The following is a 24,043-nucleotide window of genomic DNA, read 5'->3' as shown; positions in this document are numbered from 1 at the left end:
AGTGTTCGAGAAGTAACAGAGAGCGCATTCCAGAGTTAGAGAGGAATCAGTTCGGGGAAATTAACCAACAGTTGTTCATCTGTCAATTGATCGCCAAATTGAGCCGGCGAAAAGTGAACTTGAATGGCTCGCAAGCGTTCCTGGTAATGGAGATTAATTAAAGCTTTGAGACCCTCTTCTAGTGCCTCTATATCCGCCAGATTGGTTTCTAGTTCCGGCACTTCCCCCTCAAATGCCACGGTAATCATCACAATTAAATTACGAGTGACCGGCAAAGATAGGGGTTCATCCTCCGATGAATATCCATTAAAGTCAGGCTCACTCAAATACCGTTGGGCAGAGTCGGTAAATAACTCACTCACATAATCTCCCGCCTCCCCTTCATTCCAAAATACATTCCCTTCATTAGCAGCCGATTGCCAATAGGTGTTGTACTGTAAGAGGTTCTGGCAAATATCGACCAGCCCTTCTCCGAGAACCCCCAAATCTCCATCGGATTCTACCGCATCTCGCGCCGCCTGATTGAGGACTCCCAATAACGGCGCGACTTCTTTCCCGGTTAAATGAACAAACAACCGACAGACGACTAAGCGGGTTTTGCCACTCAGTTTATTCAAGCGATCGCGCCAAGAACTCATGGACTTCTCCTCTACTTGCTCAGGATGGCAATCAATTATAGTCCTCAACGGAGCAAACAAACAGGAGTCACGTTTCTCGAAAAGGCGGCACCCAGATTCGAACTGGGGGTAAAGGCTTTGCAGGCCCCTGCCTTACCACTTGGCGATGCCGCCCGATTAGACGTAGCAATGCTACCTCTCTACAATAGGGATTATAGCCTATCTACATGAGTATGTGTCTCTTTTGCGGTGGAATTCTTTTTGCCTTTGCAAAACATTAAGTATTTTAGAGGAGTGAAGCTATTTTGTCCATTCCCCGCTAGGCTGAGAATATCAGTTAATAGAGCTAACGCTACAGTGGCGATCGCTACCTCGATCCATGCTATTCAACCTGCTCAACCTGCCCTACTGGATTTTCCTAGGGATGGGAGTTCTCCTATTTCTCGTTGTTATTGTCTCCGGTGGCGGTGATGATGATTTTGATTTTGATGTAGATGCTGATGCGGACATCGATGTGGATACCGGTGGCGATTTTGCCATGGGATCAATGTTCGGTTTACTCGGTGTGGGTAAAGTTCCCCTAATTTTGCTCTTAGCAACCGACTGTAGTCTGGTGGGGCTTTTCGGTTGGATGATTAATGTGGCGATCGCAAATGTCACGGGTACGATTCCCACAGGTTTATTGGGCGGTGTCGTCGGCGCTGCATCCCTGATGCTAAGTTTATTCTGCGGTGGCTTAATTTCTCGACCCTTGGGCAAAATTTTCGCCGACTTTGGTGAAGATGCTAGTGGCGATCGCCTAATTGGTTGTCAGGGTACTGTCAGTTCCCGTTCAATTCCCCTGGAAAGTCAAGGCAAAATCGGTCAAGTTGATGTTCTTGATCCCAACGGTAATCTGGTTACGATTAATGCCACTTTGCCTCAATGGGCGAAAATAATTCCCAATCGAGGCAATTACGTCTTAGTTATTGAGCGACAACCGGAAAGCTATCGCGTAATTACCAAAGACAGTTCTGATCAACAGCAGTGGTTGTCCAATTCATCCCAGCTTAAGGATTCACCGTAACGGGTGAATACACAACCGTCTGTGTACGGTTTTGGCAAAATGTGATTCTTTTTACACAAACCCTAAATGTGTATAAGTTCCAGGCTTCAATAAAACCTATAGATTACTAATCGCCAACTACCATGTCACAACCATCTACGTCCTCAACCTCCCAGCCTGTCCCGGTATCATCTACCCTGGCACAACTGCCCAGTGGGATACTCTTTTTCCCCGGTTTGATTGGCGCACTAATTTTATTGCTTCTCGTTGGCTTATGGTCGTACAAACTGATTTATAAAATTACCCCCAATAATGAAGCATTTGTCAGAACGGGCGGTTTGTTCGTTAAAAAGAAATCCGTTATTCTTTACGGCGGCTGTATCGTTTTGCCCGGATTTCATGAACTGACCCGTGTTCCATTACGCGAAATTTCTATTGATGTGGAACGGACAGGAAATCTAGCCGTTCGTACTCAAGACTATCTGCGGGCAAATATGCGGGCAACCTTTTATGTCTGTATCAATGCCGATAAAGACGATGTGTTAACCGCTGCGGCTCGACTCTCGAAACAAGGAAGGGTTTCGACTGAAGATATTAAAGAAGCCCTAGAAAAACGAGCAGATGATGCGATTCGAGCTGCTGCCAAGAAGCAGAGTTTAACGGAAATTGATTCTGATAAATTAGGGTTTGCTGATGAAGTATTGAATCTGATTCAGCCTGACCTAAAAAAAGTAGGTTTAACCCTGAATAATATCGCTATTTCTGAGATAGAAGAAAGTGATACCTACGATACAAATAACTTCTTCGATGCCCAAGGGGTACGCCTACGAACCGAAACCATTCAACGATCCATCCAACAAAAACGAGAAGTTGAACTGAGTACCCAGGTGAGAATTGAACAGCAGGAACTTGATGCCCAAAAGCAATCCCTGCGAATCGCCAGAGAAAAAGAAGACGCCACTCTGGGGCAACAACTGGAGGTGGAATCCTTAAAATCTCAGCGACAACGGGAAATTCAAGAAGCCAAAGACCGAGAAGCCGCCACCGTACAACGGACGAAAATTTTACAAGATAAATCCGTTGAAGAAGAAGAAATTCGCCGCAAACTATCGGTTCAAGAAAACCAAATTCAAGCTGATATTACCCTAGAGGAACGAAATAAACAGCTAAAAGTCGCCCAAACATTGCAAAAACAAGAAGCCGAGATTGCCGAAATTACCCGTCAGCAAACCGTTGATTCCTCGCGCCTAGAAGCTCAAGTTCGGGTGGCTGAGGCTGAACGCTTATCACAAGTGGCGAAACAGGAAGCAGCGATTGCGATCGCGAATAAAGAACGGGAACGCTTTGTCTGTGAAGCCGAACGCGCCCAAGCGGAATCCGGTGTGGTTACGGCGACAGAGATTGAAAAAGCGGAACGGGAAAAACGCCTATCGCTGATTTCGGCGGAACAAGAGGCAGAAAAACGGCGGATCGCCGATCAGAACGTCGTTGAAATTGATGTATTCCGCCGTCGTCGTCAAGCGGAAATTGCGCGTCAAGCGGCAGAATTAGAAGCTGAATCCATTCGCACATTAGCCCAAGCGAATCGGGATAAAGCCCTTGCCGAAGCCGAAGGAAAACGGGCAGTCATTGAAGCCGAGAATACCTTGAGTGACTCGAAGTTAAGCGCCCAAGTGTTAACCACAATTTGGCCCGATTTGGTAGACAAACTGCCAGAAATTGCCAAAGCTTTAGCGCCACAGCCAGGAGTTTTAGGAGATACCCGAATTTTCGCGTTCCCAGGTATGAATGGCAGTAATGGTAATGGGAATGGGATGGGTGATATTAACAAACTATTACTCTCGACCAGTGGCTTATCGTTAATCAACACACTTCTGGATGAAGGGAAGCTGGGAACGTTAATTGGTCATGTGAGTAAGTTGATGCGGAATAATCCGAGCCAAAATGGAGGGAATGGCAACCCGACTCCGCCAGAGTTCTTAGCCGAATCGGAGATTCCATTAGTCAAGCGGCAAACCCCGCCACCCCCTCCCCCGTCCAAATCTCCCGGACAACGACAACCCTCTTCCCTATCCACGAAAGTTGTTGAACCGTCTCAGGTTAAGAGTGATCATGCTTCCACGCCACCGGATCACGTCTCTGGGGCAAAGAGCGATCGCGAAGACCCTAGAACCCGTCATAATTGAGGCAGGGTAGCTCTAGGAGTAAAACTGTAGGGGCGGGTTTTACCACTAACGTTTGGTCACGTTCGGTGAAACTTGACTAAACCCGCCCTTCTAGGGGAGCAGGGGAAATATCAGACGATGCTTATTCCCTATTCCCTTATTATTTTCTAGCTTCCAGAGTTCAAATTTGTAACCTTGAAACGCGACTTCAAACTGACCCCCCAGTTCCCTCTCAATTTTTTCTCGCAAAGCTGTGGAAGCATCAAATAAGAAAACCTGATTAAAATCCTCAGAAATCTCCAGCATACTTGCTTGTGTCACTAATTGAAACCGCACGTCTGGACTAAGCAGATGACTCAGAGACAGGATACTGCCTGGAATAGTAGTATCACTGACTACTAGGGGATAATTCGCTTGATTAATGATGTGAGCTACTGGAGGATTGTAATAATCCACAAACTTGGTCCACCACACCTCTGCTGAAGAACTGATTGCACAGGACAAGAGTCCACCTGAAACCAGACCTATCGTGACTAGCTTCCAAAATCGTTGTCGCTGATTTCTAATCGATATTGCCGTAATTTTGGTGGCGAGTAGGTACGCAACAGCTATCTGAATGGCTAAGTAAATTGGAATGAGGTATCGCATTGCTGTAGAACGTAATCCCCCCAGAACTAAGTCGAGTAGCACTAAAGGTAAAGCGGTCATTCCCATCCATGTCAAGATAAACAGCCAAACCTTGCTGGACGTGTGACGACATAAAAAGTAAATTGAGTACCCTACCAGAATTAAAACAAGAGGGATGAGAAAAGGGTCGTCATAATGAATTGGGTCAAAGGGTTCAATACTTTGATGTAAATCAAAAAAAACATTATTAAGATTACGCAACCACCATTTGATTAACGTTACAAGTTCACCCAGACTATTTCTTGATGTTGTTGATGATGTCCACCTTTGGAACCGCGTCAAATCAATAAAAATGACTACAGCCCAGGGTAGAAACGTTAGAACTGCTGCTAGCGATGCCAGCAAATAAGCGATAATTGTCTTACTCGTCCGATAGTTTTTAGTGATAAGAACATAGATACCATGACCAATTGCACTTAATCCAAAAAGCAAATGAGAATAGAGTCCTATTGTCAAAGTTGCCGCATAAATTCCCCAACCAAGCTTTGTGTTGATTCGTAAGGCTCGCAGCAATGCTGCACCTGAGAGCAAAACTGCCACTGCCCACAGACTATACTCTCTTGCTTCCTGGGCGTAGAGGACGAAAAAGGGGGAGATAGCTATCAATGACATAGCCATCCAACCTGTCAACGATGACCCAAACAATTCTCGGCACAGCCAATACATGCAAGGAAATGCTAGCAAACTAATTAGGGCTGGCAAACTTCTCATTACTGCTACGGAACTGCCAAAAACCTGTGCCCAGAATCGCGCTATCAGGTAATATAGCGGCGTATGCTCCGAATATTGTGTCAAAACTTTAATCGTATCCGTTAAATTTTTTTCTGGATTGGGTCGCTGATACTTTTGGATATCTTCAACAGTGATGATACGACCATCAAATAAACGTTCTTTCAATTCCGGCTTGGAATACCCCGAAATTCGCATTGAAGTAAAAGATTCATCATGCCAGTATACTTTTTTATCGATATTGTAAAATCGAAAAAATACTCCAATAATTAATAAAACAATGATTAAAAAACGCACTCCTGCTGGAGGCATATTCCAGAATGATGCCGATTTTCTATTCATTTGGAGCTAGCCTCAACTAAGCATAAATGCCGAGATTATATCAGAATTTTTCGGGTCTGGGTATTCGATGATGGGAAAAGCTTCAAAAACCTGAATCGTCTCATCAGTCGATCAACTCTAACTCCCTGAGTTAGCGTAGCTAGGAGAAGTCCAGCAAGAGTCCTCCACATTCTCGGTGCGGGGAAGGTCGAAAAATTTGATACCCTAGCTTAAATAGTCTTGGGAACGAATAGAGAAGCGTGGATATTCAAATTGGGCGAGGTAAGACAGCTCGCAGAGCCTACGGCATCGATGAAATCGCACTAGTCCCCGGACAACGGACGCTAGACCCTAATTTGGCAGACACCCGTTGGCGTTTGGGGAGCATTGAACGAGAAATTCCGATCATTGCCAGTGCGATGGACGGAGTAATCGATGTGCGAATGGCAGTTATGCTATCTCAGATAGGAGCGTTAGGGGTGCTTAACCTCGAAGGCATCCAAACCCGTTATGCTGACCCTGAGCCGATATTAGAGCAAATCACCTCCGTGGGTAAGTCAGAATTCGTTAATCTGATGCAGGATTTGTATGCCGAACCCATTAAACCGGAATTAATCAGCCAGCGAATTCGGGAAATCAAAGACCAAGGTGGGATTGCGGCTGTGAGTGCTACGCCAGCAGGCGCGATGAAATACGGTGAAATTGTCGCCTCGGCGGGTGCTGATTTATGCTTCGTACAAGCAACCGTAGTGTCCACGGCTCACCTGTCGCCAGAGTCAGTCACCCCCCTAGATTTAGCCCAGTTCTGCCAGGATATGCCGATGCCCGTGATTTTGGGTAATTGTGTTACATACCAAGTTGCTCTGAATTTAATGAAAGCTGGTGCGGCGGCTGTTTTAGTGGGAATTGGTCCTGGTGCGGCTTGTACCTCGCGGGGGGTTTTGGGTGTGGGAGTCCCTCAGGCGACGGCGGTGGCTGATTGTGCGGCTGCTCGTGATGACTATCATCAACAGACGGGTAACTATGTGCCAGTCATTGCTGATGGTGGGTTAATTACGGGAGGAGATATCTGTAAATGTATTGCTTGTGGTGCAGATGCGGTGATGATTGGCTCTCCTCTGGCTCGTGCCAAAGAAGCCCCAGGACGCGGGTTTCACTGGGGAATGGCAACCCCTAGCCCAGTTCTGCCCCGAGGAACGCGCATCCAAGTTGGGAGTACGGGAACATTACAGGAAATTCTCATTGGACCGGCGCAACTCGATGACGGCACTCACAATCTTTTAGGTGCCCTGAAAACCAGTATGGGAACCTTGGGCGCTAAGAACTTGAAAGAAATGCAGCAAGTGGAGGTTGTTATTGCGCCATCCCTGCTCACAGAAGGGAAAGTTTACCAGAAAGCGCAGCAGTTGGGAATGGGTAAATAAAACTTGTGGGTTGACGCCTCCCCCAAACCCCACTGATGTGAGTTAACATAGAGAAAGCGGAAGCTAAAAGTTTCCGTTCACTCCTCACACCACACTCCGCCCGGACTACGTTCGGGCGGTTCCTTTTGAGTATCAAGCTCTAATGCCACGATATATTGACATCTCAACTGATTAAATGTGACAATTTATGTCTAAATATATACTTTTCTGGCAGGAGAACGCTCAGTTTTCTCTGTGGTAAAATATCCAAGACAACGTAGAAACAGTACACGCAAGGATTTCCAGGCATGTCAACAGCCGTAGCAGTTACAGACGCCAGTTTTAAGCAAGACGTCCTAGACAGTGACGTTCCCGTTTTAGTGGATTTTTGGGCACCTTGGTGTGGCCCTTGTCGGATGGTCGCACCTGTGGTGGATGAAATTGCACAACAGTACGAAGGTCAGGTCAAGGTTGTGAAGCTCAACACTGACGAAAATCCCAATGTAGCCAGTCAGTACGGAATTCGCAGCATTCCTACCTTAATGATTTTTAAAGGAGGGCAGCGAGTCGATATGGTTGTGGGTGCAGTGCCAAAAACAACACTGGCAAATACTCTAGAAAAGTATCTCTAATCGATAATCGATTCAGCCTTAAGCCGAGTTGGGTTAAGGCTAGTTAAGCTTGCAGGCGCGATGAGTCGCTACAGCTACAAAAGCCTGTAAGCTCTAGAGTAACATGGCAAAAATAACCCACAAGCCAGAAAAGGGATGAAAATTAGAGTAAATTTCCAGTTCCATGTCTAGTCCCTCAAGTCAACATAAATATAAGTTTTTCTGACCTTTTATCGTAAATCCGGATTAGGAAATTGCCGCTTGTACTAGTAAATGTCTAAATCTATAGACTTTACTATGTCATGACTAGGATACCTATATCGCCTCAACCCATCAAACGTGTTGTGGCGATCGCATCAGTCGTGGTTGGTTGTCTGGTGAGTCCGATCGCGACTCAATCTCAACCAATCAACTCAGCGAGTAATACTCCCTCGCTGCAAGACATGCTTGAGTTTAATCTCGATCTATCGGGTAGGGGGCGCCCTGGCGATCGCACAGGGGGCGCGAGTCGTAGTTTATGTGGGGCGGGTAAAACCGGAGAACCACTGTTCGCCCTGATTCCCGATACCAATTTGGGATTAACGGTAGAGGAACATCCCAGCTTCTGGTTTTATATTCCCGATGGCGCGAATAAATTCCACTCGATGAAATTTGCCCTCTGGAGTGATCAGGGTGAAAAAGTTTACGAAACTACCTATCGGGTGACAAACACCCTACCCGGCGTAATTAGCATCTCTTTACCGCCAACCACACCCGCGCTAAAGGAAAACCAATACTACAACTGGATTTTCACCGTTTACTGTGAAGATCCCCAACGGGCGACTGTTTCCACTGATCCTAAACGAGTCCGAGTTAGAGGTTCCATCCAACGTGTTCCCTTAACCGCTGAACTCAAACAAGGATTGAATAGTGTTGTGACACCACGCGATCGCGCGGTTATCTTTGCCCGGAATGGGATTTGGTTTGATTCTATCACCCTGATCGGCAATCTTCGCCGTACTCAAACAGCCAATCGCGCCCTGGCGGCGGATTGGACGAATCTGTTAGAGGACATTGAACTCGAGGCGATCGCATCCCAACCCATTACGGAATGCTGTAGTGCTTCTGCTAAGTAATCCCAAAATTTGTATAGGGGTTCTCAACTGTGCATTATCAATCACCATGTCCTCAAACTCAGGTTGCTTGTATTACATCATTCCCCAAAACCCCTATATCTAGTGGATGTGCATCATCCGATTGTACATATAGGATATCAGCGACTTGATTCGATCCTGTAAGACCCCGCTACACTATCTCGTTCGATCATGCGCTTTCCCACTTTGGCTGTTCTCTTGTGCTAGACAGACAACAGCTTATCGCCCTCTCGGTTAATTTTAATACCATAGCCACTTGACCTTGAAAACAGTGTGCTATAAAGAAGTAGATTACATAGTTCCTAAATTAGTAGGTGGTGTATCACTAAATACTGTGGCTTTTTCGTCCAATGGTTTAGTATTTTGTTGTCATTGGAGAATATAGGTTAGTGGCTGACCCTAATTGAGTCATCCTGGCAAAGAGATTCCCGGTTGTGAATTTCTTTGAGGGGCATTTGTATTGAGCATTTGCCTAGGTTTACCTTAGCTAAAACCAATAACAGATACTGTAACCCTGAAAATGGGAGTGATATAGCCCAGGTTGATTATTCAGATACTATCGAGAATAATTCAACAGCAATAGTTTTGGTGTCTCTTGAAAATTCAACGTACTATTTGATCGCTGAGTAAGCGTATTGGGATTCGGTGTGGCTTCCGGTTAGGACTTACTATATGTAGGGTTGAGTGGCATCCTGTCGGTAAAGTCCTATACATCAGTTCTACTTATTCGACGGAGTTTTGTAGCCCCTATGATTAATTCGGCAATGAAAGGAGCAACCCTACTGTTGGCTACCTTACCCATTTTTGGTGCGACGGCAACTGGTATACCGCCAACTCAGGCAACATTAATCCATGCCGATGGGAATAAAACGGGCGTACCGATTGTTTCGCACCCTAACCCTAGCTCTCTAGTGAGAAACCCTTTAGTTACTCAACAGCCTGCACCCAATCCTTATTTTAAAGATACTATTGTAACCAACAAAGCTGCACCGAGCAACCCCTCAACTTTAATCATGGCTCAATCCATTACCGAGGCGGTGGATGGGACAGGTACAACGGTTCACCAAAACGGTAACCAATTTAACATCGACGGTGGCACAGTTTCTGGAGATGGGGCAAATCTATTTCAGAGTTTTCAACAATTTGGTCTTTCATCGGGTGAAATTGCCAATTTTATTTCTAATCCTCAAATTAGTAATATCTTAGGGCGGGTGGTTGGGGGGAATGCCTCAATTATTAATGGTTTGATTAAAGTTACGGGAGGCAACTCAAATCTGTTTCTGATGAATCCGGCGGGAATTATATTTGGCGCCAATGCGAGCTTAAATGTTCCCGCGTCATTTACAGCCACAACCGCGACAGGAATTGGCTTTGAGGGTGAGAATTGGTTTAATGTCTTTAGTGAAAATAACTATCAAAGCTTAATTGGTGATCCCAATCAGTTTGCCTTTGATTTGGCTCAAGGAGCAACTCTCATTAATGGTGGCAATTTAGCTGTATCTGAAGGACACAATTTAACCTTACTGGCGGGACATACGATTAACACCGGGCAACTGAGTGCACCGGGCGGCACAATTACAATGGCGGCTGTACCGGAATCCCATCGGGTGCGGATTAGTCAACCGGGACAATTATTAAGTTTAGAATTTGTACCGCCAACAGGTGTCAATGGGGAGATCAAAGCCATTGATCCCTTGGATTTACCAACGCTGCTGACGGGTACAGAGGAAAGTGTGGAGACGGGATTAACCGTTACGGATACAGGTCAAGTACAGCTTCAGGATTCTGGTATGAGTGTACCCACAGAAGCAGGCGTTGCGATCGCGTCTGGTACTCTGGATGTTTCTCATGCGTCTCCCACCACCCATTCCCAGTCTGTGAATGTTTTGGGCAACAAAGTTGGTGTATTTGATGCCACGATTAACGCTTCTGGGACGTATGGCGGGGGAACAGTACGACTTGGCGGCGACTATCAAGGTCAAGGTACGTTTAATGCCTCTCAAACCCTCGTCAGTGAAAACTCGCTGATTACGGCTGATGCTGGGGTACAGGGGACAGGTGGTGAGGTGTTTGTTTGGGCAGATGGAGTTACAGGTTTTTACGGGACGATAAGCGCCCGTGGTGGAACTCAAGTGGGAGATGGGGGATTTATTGAGGTTTCTGGCAAAGAGTTGCTGGTTTTTACGGGGCACGCTGATGCTGGAGCAGCTAATGGTCAACCCGGTACGTTATTGCTTGATCCTAAAAATATCATAATTGGAGATGCGAATTCACCATTAGCGATACGCTTTAATCCTACGACTTCATCAACAGGAAACCAGTTTAGTTATTCAGTCGCGGCGCTAGGTTCAGACGTACTTGTGGGTGATCCTGGATACGACGAAGGAGGGCTGAATGACGTAGGTATTGCCTATTTGTTTAATGGTAGTACTGGAGAAGAGATGAAACAGTTCTTAAGTCCCAATTCAACAGCAGATGGTCGATTCGGTTTTGCTGTAGCTGGGATGGATTCAAACAAAGTTATCGTTGGTGCTCCGGGAGAGAACGACAAAGAAGGAAGGGCTTATTTATTTGGCGATGGACTCATACAATCTTACACCAACCCACATTCCTCAACCTCTGATGGTGATACTCAATTAGGCTTCGGCTATTCCGTCGCCGCCGTGGGATCAAATGTTCTGGTCGGATCTCCAGGATATGATCACAACGAAATAAACGCAACAATAATAGATGCAGGTGCTGCTTATTTATTCGATGGCAGTAGTAATAGCCCACTCACAGAGTTTTTCAGTTCCAATCCTGTATCTGATGGTCAATTTGGCTATTCGGTAGCTGGAATGGAATCAGATGTGCTGGTGGGAGCGCCTGGAGAAATGGTAGGGATCAGAACGGCAGGTTCAGCTTATCTATTTAGTAATAGTGACCCTAACCAAGAACAACGTTTAATCAGCCCCAATCCTACAGATAGTGGGCGGTTTGGTCATTCAGTCGCAGCGATGGGAACACAAATATTAGTGGGAGCTTCTAGTGATAATCTTGGACAAGGAGTTCAAGGTGCTGCCTATTGGTTTAATGAAAATGGTGAGTTGCAAAATACTTTTTCTAGTCCTAATTCTAATAACGGTCGATTTGGTGCTTCAGTAGCGGCGGTAGAATCTGTAGAATCGGCGCTAGGGTTTAATGTTGTCGTCAGCGCCCCCGGAGAAAATGCTAGCTATTTGTATGAACCCTTACCCGATTCTGATACTGGACGTTTATGGCAAACATTTCCCAAGCCCCCGGATTCACCCAGCAATTTTGGTAATACGGTTACTGGGGTAGGGAGAAACGTGGTGGTGGGAGCGCCAGGAGGCATGAACGATGAAGGGAATATCTATTTGTTTGCCTCAAGCTTCGAGTTTGGCGATAATCCTGACCAATCTGTGACTATCGATGTTGCCACTATTACCAATATTACTAATACGGGAACAGAGATTGAGTTTCAGGCAAACAATGACATCACTGTAGAGGCACCAATTATCACTGAGAATGGGGCAGGAACTGGAGGAGCACTGAAATTAAGAGCAGGTCGAAGTATTTTTGTCAATAATAATATAACAACAGATGATGGTAATTTAACCTTAATTGCTAATGATAGCGAGGCTTTCCAGGAAGATCGTGATCCCGGTGATGCTTTTATAGAAATAGCCTCTGGCGTTACGCTGGATTCGGGAAGTGGTGATATATTTATTGAACTCGATACAGGGGCTGAAAGGGGGAATATTAATGTTCTAGGCGAGATTATTAATCAGACAGGAAATCTGGTTTTAGAACACAATAATCCCACAGGTGGAGATGTCAATATTGAAAATACGATTAACGTTGGCGGAAATGTTGATATGACAACCACTGGCGGTAATATTTTCACCAGGGGCAATGTGGCTACGACTAACGGTGCAATAAATTTCACCACTCAAGGGGGCAATATCAAAATTCAGAGTGGTGGTAATGTCTCTACCAATGGTGGTGAAATTCGTTTCAATAGTCAGGGTGGTACTATTGAGGTTGATACGGCTTTCACTCTGACCGGTGAAACGTTCCTATCTACAGGCGCTGGAACGGGAGATATTCTGTTTAATAATCTTTTGGATGGGACTCAAAATCTAAATCTTACGGCGGGAACAGGTAATGTGATCTTTGAGGAGAAAGTAGGGAGTAGTATACCTCTGGGAAACCTGACAATTAGTAGTGCTTTTAATGTGACGGCAAAAGACGCGACAAGAGCCACTAGCTTGACTCATCAACCGGAAACTGGCACAATTAATCTGGCAAATCTTCGAGATCTTCAAATCCTGGATGGAGACTTACTTTTCAATACCACGAATACCTTGACTGTCGGCAATATTACAGCAACTGACGGCAAGGTAGAACTGAGTGCTAATACTGATCTTAACACAGAAAATATCACCACCTCTGGCGGAACTATTAACCTTACCAGTCAAGCTGGAAAGGTCACGAGTGGTAACTTAGATTCTGATGGTGGCAATGTGAATGTGACTGCTAATAGTAACTTAACCACAGAAAATATCACAACGTCTGGCGGCATAATTAATCTCACCAGTCAAGCGGGCGAAATTAATACGGGTGACTTAAATTCTTCTGCAGCCACTGGTGGCGATATTACAGTCAATGCGAATATCAGGATTACGACTGGAGCCATCAATTCTAGCGGAACTGAAGGCGATGGCGGTAACGTTCTGCTTGATCCCATCCAAGATATTACCGTCAGTTCCATTAATGCTCAAGGCGGAAGCAATGGTCAAGGCGGTGATGTTGAAATTACGACCCAACGCTTCTTTAAAGCAACGGGAAGTTTTACTGATCAAAATGGCAGAGAAGCTAGCATTTCCACGGCTGGCGGTAATGGTGGTGGCGATATTACTATTCGTCATGGTGGTGGCGCACAGGAGATAATTGAGCCTTTTGTTGTAGGTAATGGCAGTGAGAATGGTACGGCTGAAGCCATTACCAGTGGTGAATTTACTATCGCACCGGTTCAGTCATTTCCAGGAAGCTATACTCTGGGCAATATTCGGATTATTACAACTGACCCGAATGTTCCAAGTAATCCGAATAATCCGAATAATCCGAATAGTCCGGATAGTCCGCTAATAGAGTTTAAAAGACCTTTAGAACGACCTCCTACTCCTAATGCCTTAGATCAAGAGCCAATTCTCAATGCTGATGTTTACAAAATAGAACGCTACTTTACTCAAGCATTTGAGAAACAAATGGGAATGGAGGCGGAAAAAATCCTCACCTTAGATGAAATTCGGAGTCGCCTGCGTAGCATTGAAGTTGCGACTGGGGTCAAGCCGGCTGTAATTTACGGGTTTTTTGTACCTAGCAGCACTAACTCAGAAATGGAACTCGAACTGATGCTGGTAACAGCGGATCAGGATGTGATCACTAAGCGAGTGTCAGGGGCTAAACAATCGGATGTTCTGCTTACCGGACAGAACTTTCGTCAGGAAATTCTAGATGGTGGGTTTGGGTATTTAAATGATGCTAAACAACTGTATCAATGGCTAGTAGCACCTTTGGAACCAGAATTACAAGAGAAAGGAATTGAAAATCTCGTGTTCATTCTCGACGAAGGGTTGCGCTCATTGCCCCTAGCCGCTATCCATGATGGAGATGGCTTTATTGTGCAGCGATATAGCGTCAGTTTGATGCCTAGTGTTAGCCTCACGGATACCCGTTATGCCAGTATTAAAACAATGCCCATTTTGGCAATGGGAGCCTCAGAATTTCCCAATAATCCCCTTTTGGAACAATTACCGGCTGCTGCTGCTGAGGTATCGATTCTGACCAATACACTGTGGCGAGGTCAAGCCTTTTTCAATGACAAGTTTACCGTTAACAATCTCAAGAGACAACGAGAAGACAAACCCTTTGGCATTATTCACCTCGCCACCCATGCTGAATTTGAACCGGGCGCACCCAGTAATTCCTATATTCAGTTATGGGATACTAAGGTAGGATTAGACCAAGTACGTAGTTTAGGCTGGAATGATCCGCCTGTAGAATTAGTGGTATTAAGTGCTTGTCGTACCGCATTAGGTGATCCGAGTGCAGAACTGGGATTTGCTGGATTTGCGGCTAAAGCTGGAGTTAAATCAGTATTAGCCAGTTTGTGGTACATCGAAGATTGGGGAACGTTGCCAATGATGGCAGAGTTTTACAATAATCTGGATGAGGCACCGATTAAAGCCGAAGCATGGCGACGGGCGCAAGTGGCAATGATTGAAGGGAAGGTTAAGTATGAAGACAATCAATTAATCTTGTCTGATCAAGCAATTACTTTGCCACCTTCTGATGCCAAACCAGGTAATCCAGACTTGTCTCATCCCTACTACTGGTCAGCATTTAGTATTGTTGGCAATCCTTGGTAAAGTTAAGGCTCCAAGGCAGAGGACAGAAGGATGAAAAATGACCAATGACCAATGATAAATGACAAAAAATGAGCGTAGATAATCAGAATCAGTTTGAGCCACTTTTGGGCGGTGAAGTCTTGTCTGTTGATGAATCAGCACAACTTTTACTTGGGAATCGCACGTTCCGAGTTGAGGAATTCGTAGAAGCGATACGGATGCAGCTTGAAGATTTAGAGGGATGGACTCAAGACAAGAATGCCTGGTTTAGTGAAAAGGGTATTCCGGCTGAAGTTTTGAGATTTACGGCTAAAGGTTGGCAAAAAGGCACGGTGAGAATCAGCCTAGAATTTGTTCCTGAAGAAACTGAGAGTCAGAAATCCCAAAACTTGAAGATTAGCAATACATCACAAGAGCAAGAGGAACTACCAATTATGGGAATGATGGGCTAAATTAGCACGTCGTTTAATGGTAAGCCAATTTGATGTCGGGTGGGCAATGCCCACCTCACGGTAACTTGAGGTTGATTACCATTGCGGCACAATTTTAAGGCGCAATTGCAAAGAAAAAGATTTCCACGAAGGGCGGGTTTAGTCACATTTGGGTTAGGTCAGAAATGATAGTAGTAAAACCCGCCCCTACAGGTTGTTAGATCATGTTCACATACTTTGCCAACAACATCTCTCTTTCAAAAGGAGGATGTTCTCAGCCCAAAGACTGACCTATTAATAATAAAGATACTAAAAACACCTAGGCGATTAGTCCTTTTGAGAGGTCAACTACCCCGCTCATACTTACCCATAGACGTTGGCTTACATTTGCTGCTGCGGTTAATTGTCAGGGATTGATAAAGATGAACAGAACCGAAGACTTGCATCGAGCCAATCAAAAAAACCAGGGACGTGTCGTTTCCATTCGCAGTAGCGTCATTGACGTTCAGTTTCCGAATCAGCTTCCGGAAATTCAAGACAGTGGCACCGGAGAATTACTGCCCGTCATTGCCAAAACATCGGGGATATTTTTCCTAAAAGCTGTGGTTTTTGCTACATTTTGCTATGTATTTTCGCGCTACTTTGAGGCAAAGCTAACCCAGTTCTTTGGCCAAATTGAAGCGCCGCCGGAAGCGATGATCGAGGTGGTTGGGATTAGCTTTATGATTGCCGCGATCGCGGGGTTGTTGGGGTTTTCTGTTGCTATTGGCGCATTCTTTGCTGGATTGGTGTTTAGCCGTGATCCCGATGCGGTCAAGTTTGATGCGTCCTTTGAATCCCTATACGCACTGTTTACGCCGTTCTTTTTCATTGGTATTGGCTTGAAAAATTACCATGATTGTCATGGAACAGGGACTCTCTTTAGGAGAGTGGGCGGTATCCAATCAGGTTTTCGCCGCTATGGTTGTTGTGTCAGGGGTGACTAGCATTATAGCACCGATTATTCTGCGTTCATTGTTGAACAAATTGCCTCAAGCACAAGTAGGAGTAGACTGATGCCTATTTCATCTCGGCTTATTGTGTGGATTGCGATCGCGTTAGTGCAAGTCAGCCTACTGGCAATAGCACCCTTGTTGATTCGCTGGCTTTCATTACTGCCTTAAATGTTCGGAAAATCTCTCTCTTAAAGTAGACGCACTATGACACATCTAGAGCATTCAAAATTTATATAAGGGCGGGTTTAGTTACATCGGGGCAGACAAAAAACTGTTGCCCGCACATTGCTGGTGCGTCATTTTGAACCCAAACCCTGGCATTTAGAACAGCAAGTTAGTCATGGGAATCAATAGTCAAGTCTCAAAAAATGATTCACTAATCTATTTTGGGAATGAGCCAGATAAACGGAAACTTTTAGGACTCAGAGAGTACAAAGGGTGAGATGAAATAAATCTTCCTTGAGGCAGATCACTTTTGACACCTCATCTTTTAAGCTGATTGCCGAGGACTAGAACTTTATTCGTCAAACTATTTTCTAGTCACAGGACTTAAGCATGACCTGAGCATAGTCGAAGAGTAAATTAGAAAAATGACGCTCTCCACCGTTAACTTAAATTTTTCCCACCAACTTCAACCCTGAACTATGAACGGAAAGCCAATGTCATTACAAACGGTTCTAGATGAAACATTTACTCAGTTATAACAGGGATTAGAAACCTATCAACCCGAACTCCAAATCCGTGAGGTAGGATTGGTAAAATCTGTATCTCGTGGCATTGCAACAGCCAGCGGTTTACCTACGGTTAAAGCTGATGAATTGATTCGTTTTTCAGGTGGTTTATTGGGAATCGCATTTAATCTAGACCCGGATGAAGTGGGGGTTATTTTATTAGGAGAAAGCGAACACATTGAAGCCGGCGATCGCGTACAACGCACGGGACGGATTCTGGATGTGCCCAACGAGAGGCGATGGATTATTCCCTGGTTGTGGTAGCCACGGGGGAATAGGAGGTGGTTCACTCACTGCATTACCGATAGTAGAAACCCAAGCCCAAAATATTTCTGCCTATATTCCTACTAATTTAATCTCAATTACCGACGGTCAAATTGGTCAAAACCTGCACTAGAAGCTGTAACCGCCATAGTTCCACGCTTAGGAGTCTCTACTACCTCTGCTTCCCCTGCTCGTCCTATGTACTACCATTAAGCGCAACTCGGTATTAGGCTCCCATCCCTGACTACGAACTAGGATATCTTGAGAGAAGAACCGTCCCGTAAGAGAAAATCCTTTTTCAATGACTGCGATTACTCCCAACTCCGCCAAACACAAAAAAGCCAAAGCCCTGAAACCAGGGACTATACGCCCTGCCAAGGAACTCTGTAGCGAATGTGGTCTGTGTGATACATACTATATTCACTATGTCAAGGAAGCTTGTGCATTTCTTAACCAACAGATTCCCGAATTAGAAACCCAAACTCACGGACGTAGCCGGAATCTAGATAATCCCGATGATTGGTATTTCGGCGTCAACCAAAACATGATGGCGGCGCGGAAACTTCAACCCATTGAAGGAGCGCAGTGGACAGGAATTGTCAGCACCATTGCCATTGAAATGCTCACAAGTGGCAAAGTCGAAGGCGTCGTCTGTGTGCAGAATACCAAAGAAGACCGTTTTCAACCCATGCCGATTATCGCCCGGACTCCAGAAGAGATTCTCGCCGCACGGGTGAATAAGCCAACCCTGTCTCCTAACCTTTCGGTCTTAGAACAAATCGAACAGTCGGGGATGAAACGCCTATTAGTGATTGGCGTCGGCTGTCAAATTCAGGCATTACGGGCGGTGGAAAAAGAACTGGGCTTAGAAAAACTCTATGTTCTGGGTACGCCCTGTGTGGATAATGTCACCCGCGCCGGCTTGCAGAAATTCCTAGACACCACCAGCAAGTCCCCTGATACCGTTGTGCATTATGAGTTTATGCAGGACTTTCAAGTTCACTTCAAACACGAAGATGGTTCAATTGAGAAAGTCCCCTTCTTCGGATTGAATACCAAAGAACTTAAGGATGTATTTGCCCCATCTTGCATGAGTTGTTTTGATTACGTCAACTCTCTAGCCGATTTAGTGGTTGGTTACATGGGCGCCCCCTTTGGTTGGCAATGGATTGTGGTGCGAAATGACCGGGGACAGGAAATGCTGGATCTGGTGCAAAATCAGCTAGAAACGCAATCGGTTACGTCTAAGGGGGACCGACACCAAGCGGTACAACAGAGTATTCCGGCTTATGATAAAGGCGTCACCTTACCCATGTGGGCAGCTAAATTAATGGGGGTGGTAATTGAAAAGATTGGTCCAAAAGGATTAGAGTATGCTCGTTTCTCGATTGACTCCCACTTTACCCGCAATTATCTCTATGTGAAGCGCCATCACCCAGAGAAATTAGAAGCCCATGTGCCAGAGTTTGCTAAGCGAATTGTCGGACAGTATACTTTACCTGATTAAGGGAGTTATTAACTAAAAATTTGGGGGTAGGGGTGAGTTGTAGCGACAAAGATAACCCAGCGCAACTGACCCTGACTTCATTGATGGGGTATAGTTCCAGCCAAACGCGATCGCACCATCAAAAATAGCCCTATTCCCATCTGGGGCGGATAAGTGAGGATAGAGCTAGAAAAATTTCCCCAAAGGATTTGCCCACCCCAGTTTGGCAGGTTTTAAGGCTCGCTGAGTGGGGAAGCTCTCAAATAAAATGTCTAATTCACTTTTGCCGTATTCATTCCACAGCATTTCAATGGGTTTAAATTGCTCGGTATGTGGAAAATCGGCAGTATGGCGGGTTAATCGTTTAGCGTATTGGGTCAACGGCTTAAAGTGAATAGAATAATATAATCCGTTGACCGGATAGTTTTTTAGTTCAAAGCAGGGAAAAAATTCCGGAAAGCGTTCCCTAGCTTCCTGAAAACGGCTATAGATATCTCGTTCCCAACGCTTGCGGGTAATTTCGTCAATTTCTATAACTTGCTCATTTAGGAGAATCATTGAGTTATTGGAACCGTGCATAATCTGGAGGGAACTCGCTTCACTCTCTACTCTAGAAAGATGGTATGACAAGGTTATGACAAATTAATGACAATCTTACACAGGGCTGAATCAATGAGACATAGATTAGCAGCATCCCCTTCTAGATTTTAACCCTTATACGCCATTCTCAAATCGTCGCAGATTTTCAGTTTCAATTGATCAATTATTACTTACTCAGCGCCACTAACTGTGGTTATACCAAGCCATGCTTTCAGAGTGCAGAATGTTCGTTTCCGGATAACCATCAGGTACTACATACGCCAGAAACTAATAAATTTACGCGATACCACACGGTCAAATAGTTTAAACATTTAAATGAGACAGTCTTTGTCACAAAACTTCATAAAGTCCTGTTTTTGAGGCATTTCCCCAATAAATTGACGAGATTATTGGGGTTCCAGCGATTTGTCGATTTTGGGTATAATATTATATGTTGGGGAATACTATTGACTAAAATAGGGTAACAATTCGCCAAACCCTTAATAATTCGTGCAATTTCTGCATTTTTCTACTCCTCGACTAAGGAATTATTTTCTCGCCAAGCCATGTATTTACTTAAAGAAGTGTAAAAAAATATTGCCATGGGTTGACTATAAGCGTGTTGTATTGTTTTGATTTGGGGTTAGTAAGGGCGGGTTTTGCTACAGATGTTATCGGTGGGATTCAACATTGAGTGTCTAAACCCGCCCCTACAGCGTGTTGTATTGTTTTGATTTGGGGTTAGTAAGGGCGGGTTTTGCTACAGATGTTATCGGTGGGATTCAACATTGAGTGTCTAAACCCGCCCCTACAGCCCTCCTCCCATAACCTCACCTTGCAACTACTGCGCCAACGCCAATCCATCCCCACGGGGTTCAGACGCCGCAACAAAAACCCCTCCCTGCCGTAAAATCATCTGACCCTTGCCAAACCGTTTCCCATCGGCACTTATTTCAATGTCATGTCCCCGTTGGGCGAGTGCCAAGGCAACCTCAGCAGGTACAGTTGGCTCCAAGAGTACCTGATTGGCGGCGATAAACTGCCATCGTGGGGCATCCAGTGCCGCTTGGGGATTCATCCCATAGTCTGCCAGGTTCACCACCATTTGTAGATGTCCCTGGGGCTGCATATATTCCCCCATTACGCCAAAAGGTCCTAAAGGTTGACCGTCTTGGGTGAGAAAGCTGGGAATTATCGTATGATAGGGACGTTTCCCCGGCGCGACTTGATTAGGATGACCTGTTTCTAAGGTGAAACCACAACCCCGATTATGCAGGGCAATCCCCGTACCCGGAATCAGAATCCCACTGCCAAACCCTTGATAATTGGATTGAATCAACGACACCATCAACTCCCCATCAGCGGCGGCTAAATAGACGGTTCCGCCTTTGGCTAAACCGGGTTGGGCTAAGGGAATCGCGGTTTGGGTGATTAACTGGCGACGGGTTTGGGCATAATCTTTATCCAATAGCTGATCAACTGCCATGTCCATAAATCGAGGGTCGGCGATATAACGCTTGGCATCGGCAAATGCGAGTTTCATCGCTTCAATTTGCAGGTGATAGCTTTCCACAGAGTCACGGGGATATTGACTTAAGTCGAATCCTTCTAAGATATTCAAGGCGATTAATGCGGTTAATCCTTGAGTGTTGGGGGGAATTTCCCAAACCTGTAAGTCTCGATAGGTTGTGGAAATGGGGTTAACCCAATCCGCTTGATGGGCGGCGAAATCTGCCACGGTGAATAAGCCACCTGTATCGGCAGCAAAGTTCGCGATCGCACCAGCAATATCTCCCTGATAAAAGCATTCACCGCCAGTTTGGGCAATCCGGGTTAAGGTTTGGGCATGAGCCTCACTTCCCCACACCTCTCCCGGATGCGGCGCCCGGTTATTGGGGAAAAATACAGATTTAAATGGCTCAAATTCTCGCCCCTTCAGGGGGAGGAAAATCGCCTCCGCCTGTTTCCAAGCCGTTGCGGTAACTGGGGAAACTGGATATCCTGACCGAGCATAGCGAATCGCTGGGGCAAATAATTGCTCAAAGGGTAATTTTCCCCACCGTTGCCATAATGTTCGCCAAGCCGATACACATCCGGGTACGGTGACGGGTAACCACCCCCGTTGAGGGATATCTTCCATCCCGGTGAAGTGGTCTACACTTAAGGCTTGAGGACTTTTACCGGAGGCGTTGAGTCCATGTAACCGACCATCCCAGACTAAAGCAAAGGTGTCAGAACCAATTCCGTTAGAGGTGGGTTCAACAACTGTGAGTGCGATCGCGATCGCTAACGCCGCATCAACAGCATTCCCCCCCGCCCAAATCATCTCCATCCCCGCTAATGTGGCGAGGGATTGGCTGGTGGCGACAGCACAATGCTTACCCATAATCACCCGTCGCGTTGAAGGGTAAGGATAGTGAGTTAGGTCATGGTTCATTGTTCATTGTTCATTGATAAAATTCTTCTCTCCCTCATCTCCCCCAGCTAAGAGACGTGCCATGGCACGTCTCTACATTGCTTCCCCTGCTTCCGTCAAACCAACGCTTCACTACCAACAAAGAAATGGGAAATGCCGGATAGGGTGAGATTAGAGGAACCGACAACAGCAATACCATTTCCTGGCGGAGGATGCGTTTGGGATAGGTTTGGGCTTCGATTTTGTCTTTAATTAATTCTAAGCGGCGATATCCTTCGGCGAGTTGTTCGATGGTTTCGCGGTTGCTGGTATTACCGATAAGTAACCGCATCTCCTTTATATTGGTGAGGCGAGGGGCGATGGCGATGAAACCAGAAAGGAAGAAATAACCGACAGCAAAATGGGCGGCGTCTGAGGAGTCGAGGATACAGTTAATACTGTCTACCAGTTTTTGGTTGCGGTTGTCGATGATATCGGGAGTTGTCATTTGTCATTTGTCATTCGTCAAAGCCAGTAGTAGCGTGACTCAGCTAATTGGGTTCGTAGTGAGGGCTTTAGCCCTAATCTGGGAATTCGCCGATAATCTGATTTTACAATACAGAGAAGTTTCTCCCCAAGGGTAATAATCCGATGGTACAGACAATCTTTGCCAAAGAACTCAGCCTCTACGATTTAGAAACAGAATTTGGTTTACAGTTAACCGAGGACGCTTGTTTTACCGAATGGGTGAGTGATGTTACTGTTACCGAATCTGAAAAGCAAGCATTAAACCGCATCCGCAGCAATTATTTGAATTTAACTCGATACCGTTTTATGTCAGAAGAGGCAGTTAAAATGGTTGTGCTGTCTCCTTTACTGGATTTAGCCGGATTTTATCAGCCGCCCTTTGCGATTGCAACGGAAACCTCGATTCAAATTTCGGCTGAAGATGACGGCATTATTGTTAAAGGTAGTATTGATGTTTTAGTCGTCCAGCAACGGTTGTGGATACTGGTGATTGAATCCAAGGCGACTAAATTTGATGTGATGACGGCTTTACCTCAAGCCCTGGCTTATATGCTGAGTGATGGGAACAAAAAAGAACCCAGGTTTGGTTTATTGGTGAATGGCAGAGAATTTGTTTTTGTTAAACTTATTGGGCAAGTTCAACCCCAGTATAGTTTATCTCAGGCGTTTTCTATACTTAAACCAGAAGATGACTTATATTATGTCCTACATTTACTTAAATACATTGGTGATTTGATTCGCTAGTAGTAGGTTAGGTTGAGGAACGAAACCCAAGCCGTTAACCTTAAAGACATTGGTGGTTTGATTGGTAGGGGCTCACTGTGCTACACCGTTTTGGCAAGCGCTGTAATCAAAGTCCCCCTTTTGAAGGGGGATTTAGGGGGATCTCACCGTTTAGTTGAAACTATAGATAATCATCATATATATGATGTAAAACAGGATAATAGTCAGGTTTTTCGCCGGATTACGGTTAGTCCAGGGGAACAGTTACGAACGGCGACGGAACGCCTCAGCTTATTAGATTTAGCCGGAATTTCTGGGTTAGCCCCCTTGACACTACCAGAGTTTGTTTATTCTAGGTGAGATGTATACTATTATCTTGTCGCGATCGCGCCCTAACCTCTTGTTGAATTCAAGCCAGCCGTAGGGTGGGTTAGACGGTGCTTAATTAATCAACAAACCATTTAATGAACCCGCCGTCGTAACCCACCGAGTTATCCGGCAAATCCCTCCTCAAAAAACTTGAATGAATCTCTTGATTTATGTTCTGATTTTATGTACTATTTCATCATGGGAAAATGTGCGCTCCTATAACCCCCTTTTCAAGAACATTGGTATCCCTGACCAGAAACTCTAAATCCCAGAATTCTTCTCCTTAAACTTACCCATCAGCCGCGATCGCGAATGAGACGATGCTGAATCAAGACAACAAACCGTTGAATAAACCCATCGTCATAACTCACCAAGTTATCGGATTTATCGCCATGCCAAAAAAATCCCACGAATCTCT

The 24,043-nt window shown here is 45.3% G+C and carries 16 protein-coding genes, 1 tRNA gene and 2 pseudogenes; 13 read left to right on the top strand and 6 right to left on the bottom strand.

Annotated features, from left to right (window positions below; genetic code table 11):
• Positions 1-35 precede the first annotated feature (35 nt).
• Both RIM23_RS24755 and RIM23_RS24750 read right to left on the bottom strand, forming a co-directional pair.
• The gene (locus RIM23_RS24755) at positions 36-638 is read right to left on the bottom strand and encodes a DUF1517 domain-containing protein (RefSeq protein WP_446370259.1); all 603 of its coding nucleotides are present in this window, start codon (positions 636-638) and stop codon (positions 36-38) included.
• Positions 639-720: 82 nt separating this feature from the next.
• Positions 721-791 (bottom strand) — tRNA-Cys (locus RIM23_RS24750).
• Positions 792-996: 205 nt separating this feature from the next.
• Between RIM23_RS24750 and RIM23_RS24745 the strand changes: the two genes are divergently transcribed.
• Complete coding sequence (locus tag RIM23_RS24745; protein WP_446370257.1) at positions 997-1,683, top strand: DUF1449 domain-containing protein; 687 nt, start codon at positions 997-999, stop codon at positions 1,681-1,683.
• Between the two features lie 122 nt (positions 1,684-1,805).
• Positions 1,806-3,848, top strand: coding sequence for a flotillin family protein (locus RIM23_RS24740; RefSeq protein WP_446370255.1), 2,043 nt, complete (start codon positions 1,806-1,808; stop codon positions 3,846-3,848).
• Between the two features lie 90 nt (positions 3,849-3,938).
• Here the strand turns inward: RIM23_RS24740 and RIM23_RS24735 are convergent, their stop codons facing one another.
• Positions 3,939-5,585 (bottom strand): glycosyltransferase family 39 protein, encoded by a 1,647-nt coding sequence (locus RIM23_RS24735; RefSeq protein WP_446370253.1) that lies wholly within the window; start codon positions 5,583-5,585, stop codon positions 3,939-3,941.
• Positions 5,586-5,824: 239 nt separating this feature from the next.
• Here RIM23_RS24735 and RIM23_RS24730 point away from each other — a divergent pair, with 239 nt between their 5' ends.
• From RIM23_RS24730 to RIM23_RS24690, 9 genes and pseudogenes are all read left to right on the top strand, one after another.
• The gene (locus RIM23_RS24730) at positions 5,825-6,988 is read left to right on the top strand and encodes a GuaB3 family IMP dehydrogenase-related protein (protein ID WP_446370251.1); all 1,164 of its coding nucleotides are present in this window, start codon (positions 5,825-5,827) and stop codon (positions 6,986-6,988) included.
• Between the two features lie 287 nt (positions 6,989-7,275).
• Positions 7,276-7,599, top strand: coding sequence for a thioredoxin (trxA, locus tag RIM23_RS24725; protein ID WP_446336004.1), 324 nt, complete (start codon positions 7,276-7,278; stop codon positions 7,597-7,599).
• Positions 7,600-7,880: 281 nt separating this feature from the next.
• Positions 7,881-8,693, top strand: a complete 813-nt coding sequence (locus RIM23_RS24720; RefSeq protein WP_446370249.1) for a DUF928 domain-containing protein — start codon at positions 7,881-7,883, stop codon at positions 8,691-8,693.
• Positions 8,694-9,460: 767 nt separating this feature from the next.
• Positions 9,461-15,145 (top strand): CHAT domain-containing protein, encoded by a 5,685-nt coding sequence (locus RIM23_RS24715; RefSeq protein WP_446370247.1) that lies wholly within the window; start codon positions 9,461-9,463, stop codon positions 15,143-15,145.
• 68 nt (positions 15,146-15,213) lie between these two features.
• Positions 15,214-15,576: a KGK domain-containing protein gene (locus tag RIM23_RS24710; protein ID WP_446370245.1), complete on the top strand. Its 363-nt coding sequence runs from the start codon at positions 15,214-15,216 to the stop codon at positions 15,574-15,576.
• Positions 15,577-15,977: 401 nt separating this feature from the next.
• Positions 15,978-16,541, top strand: a complete 564-nt coding sequence (locus RIM23_RS24705) for a cation:proton antiporter domain-containing protein (protein ID WP_446370243.1) — start codon at positions 15,978-15,980, stop codon at positions 16,539-16,541.
• 761 nt (positions 16,542-17,302) lie between these two features.
• A complete protein-coding gene (locus tag RIM23_RS24700; RefSeq protein ID WP_446370241.1) occupies positions 17,303-17,545 on the top strand; it encodes a hypothetical protein in 243 nt (80 codons plus the stop codon).
• A gap of 10 nt (positions 17,546-17,555) precedes the next feature.
• Positions 17,556-17,660 (top strand): annotated as a pseudogene (locus RIM23_RS24695) (hypothetical protein); the annotation flags it as partial.
• Positions 17,661-17,846: 186 nt separating this feature from the next.
• Positions 17,847-19,052 (top strand): Coenzyme F420 hydrogenase/dehydrogenase, beta subunit C-terminal domain, encoded by a 1,206-nt coding sequence (locus RIM23_RS24690; RefSeq protein WP_446370239.1) that lies wholly within the window; start codon positions 17,847-17,849, stop codon positions 19,050-19,052.
• Between the two features lie 165 nt (positions 19,053-19,217).
• Here RIM23_RS24690 and RIM23_RS24685 read toward each other — a convergent pair whose 3' ends face one another.
• The 3 genes and pseudogenes from RIM23_RS24685 to RIM23_RS24675 all read right to left on the bottom strand — a co-directional run.
• Positions 19,218-19,661, bottom strand: coding sequence for a hypothetical protein (locus RIM23_RS24685; protein ID WP_446370237.1), 444 nt, complete (start codon positions 19,659-19,661; stop codon positions 19,218-19,220).
• 790 nt (positions 19,662-20,451) lie between these two features.
• Positions 20,452-22,047 carry a gamma-glutamyltransferase family protein gene (locus RIM23_RS24680; protein WP_446370235.1) on the bottom strand — a complete coding sequence of 532 codons (1,596 nt, stop codon included), beginning with the start codon at positions 22,045-22,047 and terminating at the stop codon, positions 20,452-20,454.
• Positions 22,048-22,222: 175 nt separating this feature from the next.
• A pseudogene (locus RIM23_RS24675) lies at positions 22,223-22,513 on the bottom strand (hypothetical protein); the annotation flags it as partial.
• Positions 22,514-22,656: 143 nt separating this feature from the next.
• On the opposite strand from RIM23_RS24675, the gene RIM23_RS24670 reads away from it, so the two are divergent.
• A complete protein-coding gene (locus RIM23_RS24670; RefSeq protein ID WP_446370233.1) occupies positions 22,657-23,277 on the top strand; it encodes a type I restriction endonuclease in 621 nt (206 codons plus the stop codon).
• Positions 23,278-23,289: 12 nt separating this feature from the next.
• Positions 23,290-23,616 carry a hypothetical protein gene (locus RIM23_RS24665; protein WP_446370531.1) on the top strand — a complete coding sequence of 109 codons (327 nt, stop codon included), beginning with the start codon at positions 23,290-23,292 and terminating at the stop codon, positions 23,614-23,616.
• Positions 23,617-24,043: the final 427 nt, after the last annotated feature.

It is taken from the genome of Coleofasciculus sp. G3-WIS-01, from assembly GCF_040223135.1.
GTDB lineage: Bacteria > Cyanobacteriota > Cyanobacteriia > Cyanobacteriales > Coleofasciculaceae > Coleofasciculus.
Note: the sequence above shows the minus strand (reverse complement) of the source record. Positions and strands in the feature narration are given on the sequence as shown.

What these genes read in the sequence shown, in the direction of transcription:
- RIM23_RS24745 (WP_446370257.1), top strand. Translation starts at nt 997, where the DNA reads ATGCTATTCAACCTGCTCAACCTGCCCTACTGGATTTTCCTAGGGATG.
- trxA (WP_446336004.1), top strand. Translation starts at nt 7,276, where the DNA reads ATGTCAACAGCCGTAGCAGTTACAGACGCCAGTTTTAAGCAAGACGTC.
- RIM23_RS24715 (WP_446370247.1), top strand. Translation starts at nt 9,461, where the DNA reads ATGATTAATTCGGCAATGAAAGGAGCAACCCTACTGTTGGCTACCTTA.
- RIM23_RS24705 (WP_446370243.1), top strand. Translation starts at nt 15,978, where the DNA reads ATGAACAGAACCGAAGACTTGCATCGAGCCAATCAAAAAAACCAGGGA.
- RIM23_RS24720 (WP_446370249.1), top strand. Translation starts at nt 7,881, where the DNA reads ATGACTAGGATACCTATATCGCCTCAACCCATCAAACGTGTTGTGGCG.
- RIM23_RS24680 (WP_446370235.1), bottom strand. Translation starts at nt 22,047, where the DNA reads ATGAACCATGACCTAACTCACTATCCTTACCCTTCAACGCGACGGGTG.
- RIM23_RS24670 (WP_446370233.1), top strand. Translation starts at nt 22,657, where the DNA reads ATGGTACAGACAATCTTTGCCAAAGAACTCAGCCTCTACGATTTAGAA.
- RIM23_RS24690 (WP_446370239.1), top strand. Translation starts at nt 17,847, where the DNA reads ATGACTGCGATTACTCCCAACTCCGCCAAACACAAAAAAGCCAAAGCC.
- RIM23_RS24735 (WP_446370253.1), bottom strand. Translation starts at nt 5,585, where the DNA reads ATGAATAGAAAATCGGCATCATTCTGGAATATGCCTCCAGCAGGAGTG.
- RIM23_RS24710 (WP_446370245.1), top strand. Translation starts at nt 15,214, where the DNA reads ATGAGCGTAGATAATCAGAATCAGTTTGAGCCACTTTTGGGCGGTGAA.
- RIM23_RS24755 (WP_446370259.1), bottom strand. Translation starts at nt 638, where the DNA reads ATGAGTTCTTGGCGCGATCGCTTGAATAAACTGAGTGGCAAAACCCGC.
- RIM23_RS24740 (WP_446370255.1), top strand. Translation starts at nt 1,806, where the DNA reads ATGTCACAACCATCTACGTCCTCAACCTCCCAGCCTGTCCCGGTATCA.